The organism is Pyrobaculum ferrireducens, assembly GCF_000234805.1.
In the GTDB taxonomy this organism is placed as follows: domain Archaea; phylum Thermoproteota; class Thermoprotei; order Thermoproteales; family Thermoproteaceae; genus Pyrobaculum; species Pyrobaculum ferrireducens.
This window is the reverse complement of record NC_016645.1, coordinates 1285261-1303007: the sequence shown is the minus strand read 5'-3', so window position 1 is coordinate 1303007 and position 17747 is coordinate 1285261. Positions and strand designations below refer to the sequence as shown.

The 17747-nt window shown below is 59.0% G+C and carries 17 protein-coding genes; 10 read left to right on the top strand and 7 right to left on the bottom strand.

Features of this window, described 5'->3' with window-relative positions:
- The first annotated feature begins 51 nt into the window (after nucleotides 1-51).
- From P186_RS07200 to P186_RS07185, 4 genes are read left to right on the top strand one after another with little or no spacing between them, the layout of a single operon-like run.
- Nucleotides 52-1848 carry a DNA topoisomerase gene (locus tag P186_RS07200; protein ID WP_014288785.1) on the top strand — a complete coding sequence of 599 codons (1797 nt, stop codon included), beginning with the start codon at nucleotides 52-54 and terminating at the stop codon, nucleotides 1846-1848.
- Nucleotides 1849-1851: 3 nt separating this feature from the next.
- Nucleotides 1852-2760: a diphthamide synthesis protein gene (locus tag P186_RS07195; RefSeq protein ID WP_014288784.1), complete on the top strand. Its 909-nt coding sequence runs from the start codon at nucleotides 1852-1854 to the stop codon at nucleotides 2758-2760.
- A 21-nt stretch (nucleotides 2761-2781) separates the two neighbouring features.
- Nucleotides 2782-3090, top strand: a complete 309-nt coding sequence (locus P186_RS07190; RefSeq protein WP_014288783.1) for a hypothetical protein — start codon at nucleotides 2782-2784, stop codon at nucleotides 3088-3090.
- A 44-nt stretch (nucleotides 3091-3134) separates the two neighbouring features.
- A complete protein-coding gene (locus tag P186_RS07185) occupies nucleotides 3135-4700 on the top strand; it encodes a helicase HerA domain-containing protein (RefSeq protein ID WP_014288782.1) in 1566 nt (521 codons plus the stop codon).
- 9 nt (nucleotides 4701-4709) lie between these two features.
- Here the strand turns inward: P186_RS07185 and tuf are convergent, their stop codons facing one another.
- Entirely contained in the window at nucleotides 4710-6044 is a 1335-nt protein-coding gene (gene tuf, locus P186_RS07180) for a translation elongation factor EF-1 subunit alpha (protein WP_014288781.1), read from the bottom strand.
- Between the two features lie 251 nt (nucleotides 6045-6295).
- On the opposite strand from tuf, the gene P186_RS07175 reads away from it, so the two are divergent.
- Genes P186_RS07175 through P186_RS07165 form a run of 3 tightly spaced genes read left to right on the top strand, consistent with a single transcriptional unit; the run spans nucleotide 6296 to nucleotide 8209 of the window.
- The gene (locus tag P186_RS07175; protein ID WP_148682829.1) at nucleotides 6296-6553 is read left to right on the top strand and encodes a 50S ribosomal protein L34e; all 258 of its coding nucleotides are present in this window, start codon (nucleotides 6296-6298) and stop codon (nucleotides 6551-6553) included.
- A gap of 2 nt (nucleotides 6554-6555) precedes the next feature.
- Complete coding sequence (cmk, locus tag P186_RS07170; RefSeq protein WP_014288779.1) at nucleotides 6556-7110, top strand: (d)CMP kinase; 555 nt, start codon at nucleotides 6556-6558, stop codon at nucleotides 7108-7110.
- A 52-nt stretch (nucleotides 7111-7162) separates the two neighbouring features.
- The gene (locus P186_RS07165) at nucleotides 7163-8209 is read left to right on the top strand and encodes an FAD-dependent oxidoreductase (protein WP_014288778.1); all 1047 of its coding nucleotides are present in this window, start codon (nucleotides 7163-7165) and stop codon (nucleotides 8207-8209) included.
- On the opposite strand, the gene P186_RS07160 is transcribed toward P186_RS07165, so the two are convergent.
- The 3 genes from P186_RS07160 to gatE are packed head-to-tail and all read right to left on the bottom strand — an operon-like array spanning nucleotide 8206 to nucleotide 12070.
- Entirely contained in the window at nucleotides 8206-8916 is a 711-nt protein-coding gene (locus tag P186_RS07160) for a fibrillarin-like rRNA/tRNA 2'-O-methyltransferase (protein ID WP_014288777.1), read from the bottom strand. The genes P186_RS07165 and P186_RS07160 overlap by 4 nt on opposite strands.
- Nucleotides 8917-8956: 40 nt before the next feature.
- The gene (locus P186_RS07155) at nucleotides 8957-10222 is read right to left on the bottom strand and encodes a nop family pre-rRNA processing protein (RefSeq protein ID WP_014288776.1); all 1266 of its coding nucleotides are present in this window, start codon (nucleotides 10220-10222) and stop codon (nucleotides 8957-8959) included.
- Between the two features lie 21 nt (nucleotides 10223-10243).
- Nucleotides 10244-12070, bottom strand: a complete 1827-nt coding sequence (gene gatE, locus P186_RS07150) for a Glu-tRNA(Gln) amidotransferase subunit GatE (RefSeq protein ID WP_014288775.1) — start codon at nucleotides 12068-12070, stop codon at nucleotides 10244-10246.
- 27 nt (nucleotides 12071-12097) lie between these two features.
- On the opposite strand from gatE, the gene rsmA reads away from it, so the two are divergent.
- Nucleotides 12098-12874: a 16S rRNA (adenine(1518)-N(6)/adenine(1519)-N(6))-dimethyltransferase RsmA gene (gene rsmA, locus P186_RS07145; RefSeq protein WP_420835141.1), complete on the top strand. Its 777-nt coding sequence runs from the start codon at nucleotides 12098-12100 to the stop codon at nucleotides 12872-12874.
- Between the two features lie 28 nt (nucleotides 12875-12902).
- Entirely contained in the window at nucleotides 12903-13766 is an 864-nt protein-coding gene (locus tag P186_RS07140) for an MBL fold metallo-hydrolase (RefSeq protein WP_014288773.1), read from the top strand.
- Here P186_RS07140 and P186_RS07135 read toward each other — a convergent pair.
- On the bottom strand, nucleotides 13756-14505 hold the full coding sequence (locus P186_RS07135) for a class I SAM-dependent methyltransferase (protein ID WP_014288772.1): 750 nt from the start codon (nucleotides 14503-14505) through the stop codon (nucleotides 13756-13758). The two genes, P186_RS07140 and P186_RS07135, sit on opposite strands and share 11 nt — an antisense overlap.
- Complete coding sequence (locus P186_RS07130; protein ID WP_014288771.1) at nucleotides 14502-16058, bottom strand: PINc/VapC family ATPase; 1557 nt, start codon at nucleotides 16056-16058, stop codon at nucleotides 14502-14504. Before P186_RS07130 ends, P186_RS07135 begins: the two co-directional genes overlap by 4 nt.
- A 72-nt stretch (nucleotides 16059-16130) precedes the next feature.
- Between P186_RS07130 and P186_RS07125 the strand changes: the two genes are divergently transcribed.
- Nucleotides 16131-17123, top strand: a complete 993-nt coding sequence (locus P186_RS07125; RefSeq protein WP_014288770.1) for a methyltransferase — start codon at nucleotides 16131-16133, stop codon at nucleotides 17121-17123.
- Here P186_RS07125 and P186_RS07120 read toward each other — a convergent pair.
- Nucleotides 17098-17742, bottom strand: coding sequence for a diacylglycerol/polyprenol kinase family protein (locus tag P186_RS07120; protein WP_014288769.1), 645 nt, complete (start codon nucleotides 17740-17742; stop codon nucleotides 17098-17100). The genes P186_RS07125 and P186_RS07120 overlap by 26 nt on opposite strands.
- Nucleotides 17743-17747: the final 5 nt, after the last annotated feature.

The window sequence follows — 17747 nt, the reverse complement described above, 5'->3', positions numbered from 1 at the left end:
TTATATAAAGGTTTCCCACAAGATCTTATATAGCCCGGTCCTGTACATAATGTGATTTTGATAGTGGCTGAGAAGCGCTCGGTGGCTCAAGCCATTGCGAAGTACCTAGGCAGAAGCTACAGAGTCCAGAGGATACACGGCGTACCAGTCTACAGCTTTAGCTACGGAGGGAGGGAGGCCGCGGCGCTTGGCCTCAGCGGACACATAATGGACTTCGACTTCGCCGCGAGGCAAAACGTATGGACGTGGCTACCCCCCGAGGAGCTCTTCAACGCCACCCCGCTCCTCGTCGTGAGGAGGGAGGCTCTTGACTACGTAAAGGCGCTTAGGGCGCTGGCGGCCAAGGCCGACGAGGTCTACCTAGCTCTCGACGCCGACGTGGAGGGGGAGGCCATAGCATACGAGGCGGCTCTTGTGGTGAGGTCGGTGAATAAACGCGCGCCGATACGCCGAGTCCTCTTCAACGCCGTAACGCCGCGGGAGATAACGGCGGCCTTCCAGAGGCCCACGAAGCTAGACCTCAAGAAGGTGGAGAAGGTATTCACAAGGATGCAGATAGACCTAACCCTCGGCGCTGCCTTCACCAGGTTCCTAACCCTCGCCGTGAGGGAACACCTCGAGAGAGGCCGATTCCTCAGCTACGGCCCCTGCCAGACGCCGGTCTTGGGAATGGTGGTGACTAGGGAGCTACAGAGGAGGAACTTCAAGCCCGAGAAGTACTACATATTGAAGGCCCTAGTGGAGGTGGAGGGCCACAGGATAGAGATGTCTTCAGACGTTCGCTACAAGAGTAGAGAGGAGGGGGAGAGGGCCGCCGCCTCGGTGAAACACGGCGTTGTGAAAACCGCCCTCTACAAACCCCACGAGGTGGAGCCCCCGGAGCCTCTAGAAACCGTCGAGCTCGAGAGGAGGGCTAGCCGGTGGCTTGGGATAAACGCCAAGAAGACGCTGGACATCGCCGAGGAGCTTTATAGAGCGGGCTACATCTCCTACCCCAGGACCGAGACCACCATATACCCACAAACACTCGACCTCCGTGAAATCCTCCGCGACCTGGCGGAGACGGAGCACGGCCCCTACGCCGAGGAGCTTTTGAGACGAAGCTTCAAGCCGACACGTGGAGACTCCGACGACGGCGCCCACCCACCCATTTATCCCACCAAAGGCGCCACAAAGGCGGAGATCATGAAGATCTTCGGCAAGGCGGGGGCCCAGGCCTGGGCCATCTACGACTTCGTCGTGAGGCATTTCCTCGCCACGCTGAGCCCTCCAGCTCTGGTGGAGAAGCAGAAAATAGCCGCGGCCTTCGGCGGAGTCGAGATGTACGCAGAGGGCCAGAGGGTAATAAGCGAGGGCTACTGGAGGATATACCCATGGGAGAGGCAACGCGACAAGCCTCTGCCCCGCGTCTCCCCCGGCGCCCCCGCCCGCGCCATCAAAGTTGAGGTAGTGGAGAGGGAGACGGAGCCTCCGCCACAGATGACCGAGTCCGAGCTACTGGCTCTAATGAAGAAGTACGGCATAGGTACGGACGCCACGATGCAAGACCACATACACACCAACGTCAAGAGGGGCTACATGAAGCTGGCCAAGGGCAGGTGCGTGCCGACAGACCTCGGCATAGCCCTAGCCACCGCTCTGTTCCAACACGCCCCGGAGCTCATAGAGCCCACAGTCAGGGCGAAGATAGAGGCGGCTCTAAACTCAATAGTTAGAAACAGCACGCCGCCCCCTAAACTCATCGCAGAAGTGAAGGCAGAGTTTAGAACCTATTATGAAAACCTAAAGGCAAGGCGGGAGGAGATAAAAAAGGCGCTACTAAACGCTTTAAACACACATCGCCAGTAAAACGTGGACGTGGAGATACACCCAATAGCCTGGACCGCCGACAGAGATACGCTGATAGAGGCGCCCCCCGGCTTCAAGTGGCTCGCCGCCGAGATAGCCGCCAGGACCGGCGCCGCCGTCTCTGGGAGGCCTGTCTGGGGTAGCTGCGACGTGAGGATAGACTCCCGCTACAGGAGGATATTCCACCTAGGACACGGCGTCCCCCCCAACATAGCCCACCTACTCCAGAAAAACCTAGGAGCACGTGTGGAAAAGCTGGGAGAAGATCTATACCGCCTCGAGGCCGGGGGCTCCGAGGTGTACTTCATACCCGTCTACTACCTCCCACCCCCCGTTCTGCCCAAGCCCAACTCACTCGGCAAGCTCTACTACCCAGTTCCCTACCGGAGGATTGCAGAGGCCATTCACAGAGAGACGGGGCTACCCACGGCCCGCGACCCCATCACAGGTTGCTGGGTGGGGGAGCCCCCCGGCGAAGTGGCGTACGTAGTGGCCACAGGCCTCTTCTACCCCCTCACACTAAAGCTATTCTACCCAGAGGCCCGCGTCTACCAGATAGACCCCTTTAGAGGCGAGGTGAGGGACGTGGAGCCCGACTTCGCGAGAGTTATGAAGCTCAAGGCCAGGGCCCACCTCGCAGAGCCCCGCAGAGCCGCCGTATTGGTATCGACTAAACCCGGCCAGAGGCAAGACGACAAGGCCCGGGAGCTCGCCGCCAGGGGGCTAACTGTGGTAGTTCTAGACGAGGCCGCGCCTGAGTACATAGACGACTTACAGTTCGACCTCGTTGTAAACACCGCCTGTCCACGCATAGGCATAGACGACCTCGACAGAATCAGAACCCCAATTCTAAACTACTACGAGTATATACACGGAAAGCTGGACCCAAGGCTCGCGGCGAGACTACTTTAAAACAAACCTCTACCCAAAACCGTGCCTAGGTTTAAATGCCCGGTCTGCCACCGAGAGATAGAAATCAACATAGACACCAGTAAAAAACCCGCCGGGGGGCTGTACGAGGTATTTATACAACATATGGATCACTTCATCAAGGCGTATGTAGACCTTGAGGGATTCGTAAGAAGGGCCTTCCCAGTGGAGCACTTCTACGTGGCTGAGCCGCCTCTCTACACCTTAAGAATATACGAAGACAGGGCCGAGATTGTTGATAGTAAAGGCCATATATACATCACAGACCCCGCCTCCTTGCTGGAGGCGATAAAAAAAGTCGCCGAGTACTAGGGTAATGTGACCAGGGCTATATAAACCCACGCCTTGTACACACAGTGGATAAAATAGGCGTAGTTATAAAATCCACATCTATATACCACTACATATTTAAGCCGTTTAGAGGGGTGGATCTAGACGTCGGTAGCTTCGTCGCGACGGAGATAGACGGGATACGCGTAGTATCCCGCGTCACCGCCATTAGACATAGAAACGCCACGGCAGACCCACGCCTCATAGCCCAACTCGACGAAGAGGCAACAGTCCGAGAGGTAAAAGAAACTCTGGGCATAGAGGAGGCCCTCTTCTATACAGAAGCCAAGGCCGCCATCCTCGGCGCGAGGCTGGGCGGCAGAATATACCGGCCACAAAAGCCCGTCAAGCCCTTCACCTATGTATACAAGACAACCACCGAGGAGCTGAAACAGTTCTTCGCCCCACCCCAAGAGGGGACCTACATCACCGTAGGCCACATAAAGGGCACAGACATACCCGCCTACATAAACGCCGAGAGGCTGGTTACTCACCACTGCGCGATCCTGGCCAGTACGGGCGCCGGCAAGAGCTGGCTGGCAGGCGTCATAATCGAGCGCCTCGCCCTCCTCGACGTGCCCATAATTGTGGTGGATCCACACGGCGAATACTCCGCCATGTCGGTGCCTGCCACAGAGGAAGGGAGGGCGGTCGCCGAGAGAGTCAGAATATACGTCGCCGGGAAGGTGGACGTATCCCCCCAAGACGAGGCCTTCGCCAGGCGGTACGGCAGACAGAGAACCTACACGCGAGTCGGCGTAAACCCGCGGAGCATACCCCTGCGCACCCTCGAGAAGTTGCTAGACATGCTCTACACGCTGACAGACGCCCAGAAGAGGATACTGGAGGAGGGCTGGCAAGCCGCCACAAGCTACGGAGAGAAACAGCCGCTCACCACCGTAGAGGAGCTGATTCGTGAAATTCTGGATGGGGGGAGGCACGCGGCGCCGCCCGGATACGCCGGCGAAATGGCCATGCGAGGCCTCGAAGGCAGGCTCAGATCTCTCTTCTACAGTAGCCCAATATTCCTCACAAAATACGGAGACACCTACCAGGGAGAGCCCATAAAGCTCGTAGACCCAGCCGCCTACCTAACCACCCCGGCGGTGCACATCTTCGACATATCCGGCCTAGAGGGCTTGGACCAGCAAATCTTTCTCACAGTCCTCCTCGACCAGCTCTACAGGACGGCCACCAAGAGGCGCAACCTGGCCACCCTAATAGTCATAGAAGAGGCGCATAACTACGCCCCAGCCGCCTCCACAGCCCTCGCCAAGACCCACATCGCCAAGATAGCTAGGGAGGGTAGAAAATTCGGCCTAGGCCTCTGCCTAATCACACAAAGACCTGCGAGACTAGACCAAGACGTCGCCTCCCAAGCAATGACGCAGATCTTTAAACGCATGATAAACCCACACGATCTCAAATACGTAGCCACAGTCGCAGAGCACCTCGACGACCCAAGGCCGCTACGCACACTAGACGAAACAGAGGCGGTAGTAACCGGACTCTCGGTACCAGCACCCCTACTAATCACAGTAGACAAGAGGTGGACAAACCACGGAGGGACAACCCCAACCCTAAAAAGGTGACAAAAGAAATTACTTAATCTGTACCTGCGCCGGCTTGACCTCGATTATCTGCCCAGCGGCAATGGTCCTACCCATGTCGCGGAGGGCGAAGCGGCCCAGCGGCGGGAAGTCGCCAAACTTCTCCGCCACCACAGGCTTCAGAGGCTTAATCTTCACAATAGCCACGTCGCCCTGCTTAATAAACTGCGGCTTCTGCTCCACAGCCTGTCCCGTACGCGGGTCGAGCTTAGACACCAGCTCGGTGATCTGCACAGGCACAGTCGCCGTGTGGATGTGCATAACCGGCGCGTAGCCCGGCCCGATGGCCGTGGGGTGCCACAGAATAACAACACGGGCAATAATCTCCTCAGCGACCGTCGGGATGTTGTCAGGCTTACCCAACACATCTCCGCGCTTCACATCTTCCTTCGCAATACCCCTCACGTTGACACCAACGTTGTCACCAGGCTGAGCCTGCTCCAGCTTCATGTGGTGAGTCTCGATAGAGCGCACATCGCCAACCTTGGCAGGCGGAACCACGACAATCCTGTCACCCACTTTCAACACCCCAGTCTCAACCCTACCCACCACCACGGTACCTGCGCCGGTTATGGAGAAGACGTCTTGCACCGGCATCCTAAGCGGCTTGTCCGTCGGCCTCGGAGGCGGCTGGAACGTGTCGAGAACCTCGAGAAGAGCGGGGCCGTTGTACCAAGGCGTGTTAGGCGACTTAGACTTGACGTTGTCCCCCTTAGCGGCGCTCACCGGAACGAAGTTAATCTTACTGGGGTCGTACCCGAGAAGCTTTAGCAATTTGCTCACCTCGCCCTTGACTTGCTCATACCTCTTCTGGTCGTAATTCACCACGTCCATCTTATTCACAGCCACCACAATCTGCTGGATACCCAACGTCCTGATGAGGAACAGATGCTCCCTACCCTGGCCCTGGGGGCCGATGGCCGCCTCGAACTCGCCAGGCCTCGCCGATATTACGAAGAGCGCGGCGTCCGCCTGGCTGGCGCCTACAATCATATTTTTAACAAAGTCTCGGTGCCCCGGCAGGTCTATAATCGTAATAAATAGTTTGTTTGTCTCGAAGCCGACGTGCGTCGCCTCGATAGTCACGCCGCGCTCGCGCTCCTCCTTAAATCTGTCAAGTATCCAGGCGAAGGCGAAGTCCTCCTTACCCATCTTCTTAGCCATCTCTTCAATCTCCTTAAACGCCTTTTCATCTACATAGCCAGTCTCGTAAAGCAGGCGCCCTACGAGCGTCGACTTTCCATTATCTACGTGCCCTACCACCGCCAGGTTTAGGTGCGGCTTCTGTAGAGCTGTTGGTTTAGGTGGCAGTACTATAGCCGGCATAAGCCGTGGTTATCCACACTCTTATAAACTTTTCGAAACCAAACCCCGCCGCACGTTGCCCACCCAGCCTCACCCCGCAAAGCCACTGTTTTTTAAAGCCGATCAGGATCGCCCCAGGCGCCGCGTTTACACCCCGCCCAGCAGAGCCGCCATTCGCCGAATCGCCTTAGGTGCGGCTGTAGAGTTGCCGTATCTGCTGAATTGATGGCCCCAGTGGGGAAATTTTTTAAAGTATGTAGTTCGTGGGGGTTATGCCGAGGCCGGCTCACCGCTCTCGAAGCGTTAGGCGAATAAAGAGGAAGACGCCCGGCGGCCGCACAGCTGTACGCTACGAGAAAAAAGCCAAGGGCGTGCCTAGGTGCCCCGTCACTGGCCTGGCCATCGGCGGGATGGACAAAAAGATCTACCGATTTGGCGTAAGGGTGAGGGCGCCCAGTAGGCCATACGGTGGTGTTTTTTCACATAAGGTCTTGGCGAGGGGGCTGAGGCTGGCGGCGAGGGGGCTGTAGTAATGGTTGTAGTTGCAGTTTCTGGACAACCTGGTAGCGGAAAGACCACCATAGCGAGGGAAATAGCGAGGATCCTGGGCGTCCCCCTCGTATCGTCAGGTACCCTCTTCAGAGAGATGGCTACAAAGATGGGGATGGACCTAATAGAGTTTCATAAATATGCAGAGGCGAACCCCGAAATCGATAAGAAAGTCGACTCCCTAGCGGTGGAGAGGGCCAAGGCGGGGGACGTGGTGCTGGAGGGGCACCTCACGGCGTGGGTCGTGAGGCCTTACGCCGACGTGTGTATATATCTAAAAGCTTCGCTAGAGACGCGGGCCCGGCGCGTCTCTCTTAGAGACAAGAAGAGTTTCGAAGAGGCGCTGAGAGAGGTGACTGAGAGGGAAGAGCTGAATAGAAAGAGGTACCTCTCCATCTATGGCATAGATATAAGAGACCTCTCAATTTTCGACTTGGTGCTGGACACCTCCCACCTCTCTATAAACGACGCGGTGAGGATTAGCCTAGATTTTACCTGCACCTCTCTCAATATAAAATACTCCCGGAGAATTTGTTGATATAGGCTAGAGTTGTAAACTTCTATTAATACCCGAGATTTTACACAGAGACATGCGGTTTCTACTGAGGTGCAGGCCAAACACCAAGAAGCCGCCCACCGGCAAGAAGGTGGCTATAATAGGCGCGGGGCCTGCGGGACTCGGAGCCGCCGGGGTGTTGCTGTGCAACGGCCACGAAGTCCATATATACGACGCCCTGCCGGAGCCCGGGGGCCTCCTCATATTCGGCATACCGCCTTTCAGAGTCCCGCGGGAGGGCGTCAGGGAGGGGGTAAAGGAGCTGGTAGACGCAGGTGCCAAGTTCTACACCTCCACCTTTGTCTACTGCGGAGAGAAGCCGCGGGAACACGAGGCCCTACTCCTAGTAAAAGAATTCGTAAATCTAGAAGAGTTGGTCAATAGATACGACGCTGTGGTGTTAACCACAGGCACTTGGAAAAGCAGGTCACTAGGCGTGCCCGGCGAGGGGCTCCCCGGCGTATACAAGGCACTAGACTACTTGTTTAGGATATATTCCAGCCAGCTTGGATACCTGCCGAGAGAAAAAGTGTACCCAACGGGGAGGAAGGTTTTGGTGGTAGGCGCCGGGCTCACAGCCGTAGACGCGGCTCTCGAGGCTAAGCTCCAGGGCGCCGAGAAGGTCGTCGTGGCCTACCGGCGCACTATAAACGAGGCGCCCGCGGGGAGGAAGACCATCGAGACAGAGCTGACAGCCAAGGGCATTGAGTTTAGGGAGCTAGTCAACCCCGTGGCTTTCCTAGGCGCCGGGAGGCTTGAAAAGGTGAGGTTTATACGGATGCGGCTTGGGCCGCCTGACAAGTCGGGGAGGCCCAGGCCGGAGCCCGTGCCCGGTAGCGAGTTTGAGGAAGAATTCGACACGGCGCTGATCGCCGCCGGCGAGGAGCCCACCCCGCCTGGGAACTGCCTAGGGATTGAGTTCAACCCAGACGGCACTATAAAGGTGGACGAGAAAATGATGACGACGCGGCACGGGGTTTTCGCAGCTGGAGACGTGGTTACGGGGCCCTCCCTCATCGGTAAGGCGCTTGGCTCAGGGATGAGGGCGGCGCAGTACGTAGACGAGTTTTTGAAGTCTTAAGACTTCTTTTTCGCGATAACCATCGCGTGGGCCGTGTCGTATGGCTCTAGGTGGACTGTCTCAAGTATGTCAAACCCCCTCTCCTTTAGTGTGTTTATCTCCTGCTTAAAGGTCTCAGTGGCAGGCGCCGTGACGTCGATACTCATGGCCTTGATCACCAGCATGACGTGGCCGCCCGGCTTTAGGAAGTAGTCGGCGTTGTCCGCCAATATCTTAGCCTGAGCCGGCTGGGCCACGTCTATATACACCACGTCCACCCCCTTGACGTAGTGGGCGTACTGGTAGGGGAATCTGGCATCGCCAAGTATGGGAATTACGTTTCTCCTCCCCTGATCCACAAGCTTCTCCATGAACTCCCTAAAGACGCGGGGGGAGAACTCCACCGAGTATATCAAGCCCCTCTCCCCCACAATGTCGCTCATGTGGCTGGGGGTGGTGCCCGAGGCCGCGCCTAGGTAGAGGATCTGGGTGCCCTCGGCGATGGGGACGAACTTCAGACCGTTTAGAATAGCCGCGGCCAGCTTTGAGCGGTAGGGGTTCCACTCCCTGTACTCCAAGCCACCCCACTTAATAAGCCTCTCCCCGTAGACCCTCTTCCCCGGAGTTAGGTTCACAGTGGCGATCCTCTCCGTGCCGTCTTCAAACTTGACGATATACACGCCGTAATGACGCTCGTGAGGTCTCACGTCTACCACTTCAATAGACATAGGAGCTGGGCAACCCCGTTGTTTATATACTTAACGCGGGCTAGCGCCTCCCCCTCTCCCTTCTTGGAGGAGGCCTCTTCTCGCCGCCTTTCTTAGGCGGTGGAGGTGGGGGCGGCGTCTTGGCGGCTGGTTGCGTGGGGGCCTTGGGGGGCGGCTTGGCGTATAGAGTCTTGACCTCCTGTATCCTCTTTAACAACTCCTCCTTGAGCCGCGGCGCTATGAAGTTGCCGGTGAAGGCGTCGGCCTTAGCTGCTATGGCCAGCTTAGCCGCCAGGGCCCTGGCTATCTTCCCCCTCTGCCAACGCGGGGAGCGGAAAATCTCCGGGTACTGGAAGATGACGCCGTGTTTCGGCGGCTTGCCCCCGGTCCTCAACGCCCTGAACAGCGCCTTCTCGGCGCCCAGCACCTGGATCGTCGAGGCGGGTAGAAACGCCATTCTTGTGAGGCCGCCGGCCAGTTTTATCAACCTAGCCCCGAGGAGCGGGCCAACCAGCTCTCTTACGTTGGGAGCCACCTCCTTCATCGCCTCGTCGATGTAAGTGGCTAGCTTCTCCCTATACGCGTCTAGGTTTAGATATATGTCGGCGTATATCTTCAACTGCTCTAAATCCCAGTCAGACATCTCGGCTCCGATGCTCTTCTTGGCCGACTCCACAATTCTCTTTGCCCTTTCTTCAGGCATCTCCGGGAGAATCTTCTTCAAGGCGTCCTCCGCTATCCTAGATCTGTGTCCTATGTGGTACACAATTGTGACGTACTCCTTATTGTCTCTAATTAACTCCTCAAGCTCTGGAAAATGCAACCCATACCACTCCCTAATCCTCGACGCTATTAAGTTTAGTATTTTATCCACGTCGTCCAGCGTGCTGATCGCCTGGGCAATAAAGAGATCGCGCCTCTCCACCGCCTGCCTCAGCTTCAGCCTGGTTACCAAGTCGCTGACCTCGAAAAGGAACTTCTGGTATTCATCCCACGTGAGCCCCAGAGCGCCTAGATACTTCGGGAAGTTCCGCCTAAATTCGACGAGTATGTGCGAGGGGCTCTCGCCGACTATCTCAACGCCTTTCACCGCCGCCACCAGCTTGCGGGCCAGCTCGGGGTCCTCCAACACCACCTTCTCCGCCCTCGGCTTTATTCTCTCAATGAGTTTGACAATTTCCGGCACGTAGTTTGACTTCTCCAGCTCCATAAGCCGGGCCGCCACCATGTCGGGTTTCTTCTCGTAGAGCTCTTTGTCCACGACGTTGCCGGCTTCGTCAAGGGCGAAGAAGCCCAGCACGTCCGTTGCTACGTAGATTTTCGCCATCGACGCCTTTAAAAGAGATACTTAAAAATGTAACTCAGAAAGGGCGCGCTTCACGTCCTCCACATCCACCCTCCCTCTGTACCTCCGCATAACCTCCCCCACCACCTTCTCTCTGCTTACCTGACGCGCCACCTCCTCCACAATTTTCTTAACCTCGTCGTAGGGCAGACGTACCAGGCCTAGCCTCTTCGCCGCCTCCTCGGCTGACTCCCCAGGCCTCATCCCCCGGAGAACCTCCTCCACAGCCTCCTTCGTTATGACTCTCCTATCCAGGGCCTCCAGCACGGACTCGATCTTGGCCTCCGTAACCTCCACCCCCTCCCTCGCCAGGGCCCTGGAGGTGTTTACAAGCATGTTGGCTATCTGTTGCGGCGGCACCTGCTTGTACCTCCCGACGTACTCGTCAAACTTCTCCAACTGAGGCGACTTTATCAGCTGGAGGGCGAGATCTCTGCTGAGCCCCATAGACGTAAGCTCCCCAAGCTTGGCGTCTAGAGTCGTCCTGGCGATTTCCTCAGCCTTTTTCAAAATCTCGAAAGTGATCTTAACGGGGGGCAGATCCGTCTCCGGGTACATCCTAGCCGCGCCGGGCCTCGGCCTGAGAAACCTCGTAGTGCCGTCGGGATTCGCCGCCCTGGTCTCCTCCGGAACCCCCCTCGGCGCCGCGTTGAGCCTCTCCACGACGACTCTAGCCGCCTCCATCAGCTCCGCCTCTTCCACCCCCATCAGCAGTACGAAGCTCTCCACGCCGGCCCTCGCCGAGACTTCCCTCACCTCCTCTGCAGATATGCCGTAGCCCGGGAGCTCGTCGCTGTGCAGAAGGCCGCCGAGCTCAGTCCACGCCCTCACGTAGTCCGCGAGCTCCGTACCGAAGCGCCGGCCCGGCTGGACCTCGAAGCCCAGCAACTTCTGGAACCCAGGCGCCTTCACAGCCACAACTCTCCCGCCGGCGTCCAGCACCCTCTTCACCAGCTTAGACTTCGTACCGGCAAACGCCTCAGTCACGTCGGCAACCGAGAGCTCCACCTTATCCACTCCCCTTCTCCTCAGCTCCTCGGCGATTTTCAAAAGATTTAGCTGCCGCTGGGCCTCGTAGTCGATAACCTTGGGGATAAGGGCCAGATCCGGCACCCCCTTGATCTCCGTCTTGGCGCCGCCGGCGATAGACACGTTCACGTCCTGCCTCACCGTGCCCACCCCCCTCCTCGCCCTCCCCGTGATCTTGACGCTGTAGCCAATTATCCACGCCACCTCCTCCACCTGCTGCGGCGTGTAGGCCATAGGCTCCGTCGCGATTTCAATAAGCGGGATCCCGAGCCTATCCAGCCTGTAAACGACGGTCTTCCCTTCCTCAGACATCTTCCTAGCCGCGTCCTCCTCCAGCGCAATCGTCTCAACACCAATGTCGTAGCCCAGGATCTTGGCCCTCCCCCCATAGGCCACCAACATGGTCCGCTGGAACCCCGAGACGTTGGAGCCGTCAACTACGGTTTTACGCATGACGTGGATCTCGTCGGACAGTTTGGCGTTGAAAATCTTCGCCACGGCCACCGCCGTCGCCAGGGCCTCCTCATCTGGGAGGTGAGGCGGCTCCTCGTCCAGCTCCACCAGACAGGTGGTGTCCCTGTACCCCTCGTAGATGTACCTCCTCCTCTTGCGCACCTCCCAAAGCACAGCCGGGTCCACCGCCCCCAGCTCGCTCACAGATATGTGAAGCCTCCTCTCCAGCCTAAAATGAGGCTCGTCATCCCTCAGCACCGGAGCACAGTGGCAGAAGAGCTTGCGCTTTGTCTGTAGCTGGATATGGATTTCGAGACCCGTCTTGAGGCCGATAGCTCTGTAATCCACGTGCTGTGTAGATTGACGAGCTTTTTTATGCTTATTGGTGTGGCGGCCAGCTCTCCGCGGGAGGCGGCAAGGGATGCGGGGTGTGTGGCTATATATAGGTGGGTTATAGAGGGCGTGGGGAGGAGGCGCCTCTCGCAACACTTTCTCGTGGACCCCTCGGCGGCTGAGTACATCGTCTCTCTGGTGCCCCCGGGGCTGGACGTCATTGAGGTGGGGCCGGGCAGGGGGGCCCTGACCTTCCCCCTCGCCGCAAAGTCGAGGAGGGTGTACGCCATTGAGCTCGACCGGGAGCTGGCTGAGTGGCTGAGGCAGATGGCCCCCCCAAACGTGGTGGTGATCCAGGGCGACGCGCTTGAGGTGGAGTGGCCGCATGCGGATTTCTTCGTCTCAAACATCCCCTACGCGGTGACCTCGCCGCTTCTGCTGAGGCTGGCGAGCCGCAGGTTGCCGGCCGTCGTGACGGTGCAGAGGGAGGTGGCCCACCGGCTGGCGGCGGCGCCGGGGAGCGGGGACTACGGGAGGCTGACCATAGCCGTACGTTGCCACTACGACGTCGAGGTTCTGCGGGTGTTGCCTCCCCAGGTCTTCGCCCCGCCTCCGAAGGTGTACTCAGCCGTGGTTAGGCTCACGCCGAGGGCGCCGTGTGTAGAGGATTTCGAGGGCTTCCAGCGCTTCACCGCGTGGCTCTTCTCGGCTAGGAGGAAGACCCTGCGGAGGCTTGGGCTGTCTCCCTCCACTAAGCGGGTGTACCAGCTGTCTCTCGAGGAGATTGTGGAGCTGTTCAGAACGTCGGCGGGACATTAAGGATTTTACCCCCCTCGCCCCCTCCCCCGTGCCTCTGCTTAAACTAGTGTTTCTGGGGACCGGCGGCGCCGTCCCCAAGGCCGATCGTATGCTCCCCGCCATATACATGGAGGACTGGCTGGGCCACAGAGTGCTACTGGATGCGGGGGAGGGTGCCCAGTACCGCCTGTTGCAGATCGGCGTGTCTCCCCCCTCCCTCACCATGGTCGCCGTCACCCACATGCACGAGGACCACACGCTGGGCCTCCCGGGGCTGATCATAACCAGCAGATTTCTCGGGGGGAGGCTCAAGGTGCTGGCGCCGAGGACGGCGCACGGGGTGTTGGAGAGGCTGGGGGTGGAGGTCGGCGACAGCCACGTGGAGGAGCGCTTCAAGGCGACGTGCGTCAAGGTGTGCCACACCGTCGACGCCTGCGGGTGGCTCTTCGAGTGGGATGTGGGGTACAAGCTGGACCTATCCAAAGTGGAGGGCTTGCCCAAACGGGCCTTGACGGAGTTGATAAGGGGGAGGCCTGTTGAGGTGGGGGGGAGGGTGGTGACGCCCGAGGAGGTGGCCGACCCGGCCCACAAAAGGTTTAGGCGCCTCCTCTACACAGGCGACACTGCGCCGTGTCCCAAGATGTGGGAGGCTGTTGGCAACGTAGACGTATTGATCCACGAGGCCACGTTTGCAGACGACGTGGACCCGGCCAAGGCCCACGACGAGGGCCACTCCACTGTGGACGACGCTGTGGAGGCGGCGAGGGCGCTGGGGGCCTCGGTGCTGGTCCTAACCCACATCAGCGCGAGGTATCCCGACAAGAGGCGGCACAGGGAGCTGGCCTCCCGGGTGGTCCCCCCGCCCCACATATATGTGCCGGAGGACTTCGAAACCCTGCTTGTCAAGCTTTAACAGCTATGTATACCACAGTGGTGGAGAGGGGGGCTAGGGGCTTTAGGAGATCTAGCTTTTCGAAAAAGCCTAGCCGGAACTTCCTCTGGAGGAGCCGCGTGGGTAGGGGCGGCGCGAGGTATATAGGCCTCGCCTCGACCAGCCTAAGCCCGGCCCTAGCCAAGGCGGATTTAACATAGAAATATGAGTAGTAGGTGAGGGGGATTTCGCCGTCGGCGGACTCCCAGACCCCCCTCACAACGCCGTCTCTAGCCGCCGCAATGAGCTTCCAGGGGTTTTGGAAAAGGAGGTATTCGTACAGCATATCTACACAGACGGCGTTGTCTATGTCGGCTATGAAAAGGCCGCCTCTCCTCAGCGCCCAAGCCGCGGAGCGGAAGGCGTCCCCCACGTCGCTTAGGTGGTTGTACACGCTCCCGAGGGCGGTCACGGCGTCGTAGACCCCCCTCCTCACGGGGAGGCGCGCGGCGTCTCCGGCGACTTTCTCGACGCACCGGCACTGCTTGAGAGAAATCTGAGAGATGTCCAGCGAGGTTACGCGGGCCCCTAGCCGCGTCATGTAGAGGCTCCAGAAGCCTGTGCCGGAGCCCACGTCGAGTACCGACATGCCCGGCTTGATGTATCTATCCAGCACCTCGCCGATGCGCCGGTAGAGGCGTCTGTAGTACTCCATCTTGAGATAGACGTCGCTGTAGATGTGAGCTATGGAGTCGTAGTACTTGGCTACCGCCCTGCTCACCTAGCCTCTATCCTGAAGTCTACCGACAGCTTCCTTCTGAGTTTCTCCAACTTCGACACGCCGCGGGAGAGCACCACCCCGAGGTACTCCTCCGGGACTTTTATCAAGATTAGGCCGTCCCGCTCCTCCAGCCTAATCTCGCTGGGAGGCACGTAGCGCTTCAGCGCCGACACCACCATGGAGTAAATCTTGCGGCTCGGCGCCCTCCCCTCCTCAGCCCTCTTAACCGGGACTACGAAGGTCTCCTCGCCAAATACATATATCTCGTACTCCACCTCGTCGGTGAGGAAGTCCTTAACGAGGATCACGGGCCTAGCCAGGTCCTCCTCCCTCATGCCGGCGGGCACCTTCACCACCATAGACAAGGCGTATATCTTCCGCACCTCGCCGTCCCTCATGAAAATCACCGTGTCTATAATCGAGGGGATCATCCCCAGCTCCACCCTCCTAATGAAGCGCTGGATGGCATCTATAGGCGACGTGGCGTGGACAACCCCCACCATCCCCACGCCGGCGAGCCTCAAATCCACATAGAGCTGGAAGTCCGCCGTGTCCCTCATCTCGTCAAATATGGTGTAGTCGGGCCTCGAGAGGAGGAGCAGGTCGTGTATCTCCTCCGAAGTGGCGAGGTTCTTGGAGAGCTGGGTTATAGCTGGGCTGAGCACCATATCCCTAGGCGACTCCACAGTCTTCACCACCTTCCCCTTGCTTAGGTAAAACTCGGCAAGTGCCTGGGCAAAGGTTGTCTTGCCAGCGCCGGGGGCCCCGGCGATGAGGATGCCCTCCGCGCTTTTCTCAAGCCTCTCCAAAACCCTCGGGTCAAGCCCGTAGTCCTCAATCCTCTTCCTCACCACGGGCCTCGTGGCTGTGATCTCAAGCCTCTCGGAGACCGGCGGGAAGACTATGACAATTCTATACTCTTTATGCTGTATTATCAAGGAGTGGGGCCTCCTAATCTCTATCTTCGTGCGGGGCCCCAGACGCGACGCCTCCGATATGAGCTCCCTCACCACAGCCTCCAGTTGCTTCCGCGTAAGCGGCTCATTGGAGAGTTGCACAATACGCCAGTTGCCCGGCCTCCCCACCTTGCCAAACGGCGGAAGGCCCTCCTTCAAATGCACCGACATTACGTCGGGGCCGAAGAACTTCTCAATAGTCAGCACGTCGCGCGTCCTACCCAGATACAGCACCTCCACCCCCTCCACCACCGCGGTGTCCCTCGCCAGCTCGTCGCTAGTGACGTAGACGTAGCCATTCTCCTTAGCTAGGCGCCTGGCGTAGGCGTCGAGCTCCCCCGGCTCCAGCCGCCTGCCCGCGGGAACCACCTCGATTTTCACAAAGTCGCCCAGGCCCAGCTTATCCACCACGTCGTAGAGATCCCTCAGCTCCTCCATACCCACCACGCCGACGCCGTCACCTGACCTGGCCAGCTGGGAGAAGTACTCCACCAGCTCCGAGAGGATGAAGACGGTGCCTCTCACCTTGCCGGCCACCACGGCCTCCTTCAGCGTCCCGTCAAGCACCACCGAGCTGTCAGCCACGTACTTATCCACCGTCCGGACCTTTCAATGTGTATAAATTTTTTAGCAAAGCACAACCTATAAACAAGTGGGCGGAGGCGCCACGTGGATTACCTACTCACCACGGTGCCCGGGCTGGAGGACTTCGTCATTGAGGAGCTCGCAGAGAGGTTCGGCGCGCAGAGGGCGAGGGGCCTCTACATGACGGGGAGGGTGGTGGCCCAGGTGGAGGCGGCCCCCCCGGAGCTGTTCCGTCTGAGGACTGTGGAGCGCTTCGGCGTCTTCCTGGGGGACGGCCGTGCCGACACTTTGGGGGAGGTGGTGGAGCTCGCCGTCGGTCAGCTCCACAAGGCGCTTAGATACCTAACGGCGAACACCACGGCGGGGGTGAGGTGCGAGCGGGTGGGGGAGCACGGCTTCACCTCGCGGGACGTGGAGCGGGAGGTCGGCAGGTGGCTCAAGGACAGAGGCTTCACCATAAGCCTGGTGGACCCCGACGTCGAGATAAACGTCGACGTGGTGGAGCACTACGTCTCCGTCTGGGTGACGGTGGCCAAGAGGAGTCTAAAGGACAGGCCCTGGCGCGTGTATCAGCACTACGCGAGCCTAAACCCCATAATTGCAAACGCCATGGCGAGGCTAGCCAAGCCGCAACCCGGCGAGACCATCTGCGACTTGACCTGCGGAGGCGGGACTGTGGTGGCAGAGGCCGCTGAGCTCTACCCACACGCACGCTACCTATGTATAGACATCTCCCTTAGACATGTCAAAGGAGCCCTGGTCAACACAGCCCACCTCCCCCAGGTGGACCACATCTGGTTCGACTCCACCAAGGTATATAGAGCCGCGAGGCCCATCTGCGACAAATACATATTCAACCCCCCGTACGGCTTCAGAATACCTGGAAGAATCGGCAGGCTCTACCGCCTACTGGGGAAGGCCATGAGGAGGCTCGCCAGGGGGTGCGCCACCTACGTCGTCATCACCCCGAGGTACAGAACCTTCCTCAGCCAGGTGGGTGGAGAGCTCCTCCTCAAGAGAGTTATCTACCAGGGGGGCCTCTACAGCCACATCATAATGGGTAGAATATGCCGGTAACGGCGAGGAATAGGAAGGAGGAGAGGGGGACCAGCACGTTGTCGTCAACCGGCGGAAACTCGAACCTCTCCACGGCGCTGGCCAGAAGGCCTGCCAAGGCGCCGGGGAGCCCTAGGTAGTACCAGCCAATCGGCACAGAGACCGCGGCCATCGCCACGTTCCCCACCCAGTGCTTAGTCCGCCTCTTGAACAAGAGGTTCCTTACTATGCCGGTGGCCGAGTCGCCCACAGCCATGAAAAGAGCCGGCACCACGCCGAGCCTCCAGTCGCCCAACACACCCCAGCTCAGAGCCACCACGAGGCCCCACATAACGGCGAAAGACACCTCGTACATGTTGCCGGGGTCCTGAAACCACCAGAAAAGCCTCCCCGCCCTGTGGGGGACGTAGAGAAAGACGGCGATTGCAAGCGCCGACAGCGTGGGCACCACCCAGCTGGAGAACGCCGGCACTAAAACAGCCACAACCCCGCCGGCCAGCATGTGTATAATCTTCCTGTTGAAATACACAGCCCGCATATGCCCCAGCCTCGACAGCGGCTTGTATGTAAGCCTAGTCAACACCAGCGTGACAAACATAACCCACGCCCCCAGCGCCGCGGCTAGCTCTAAATCTGACACGGCGG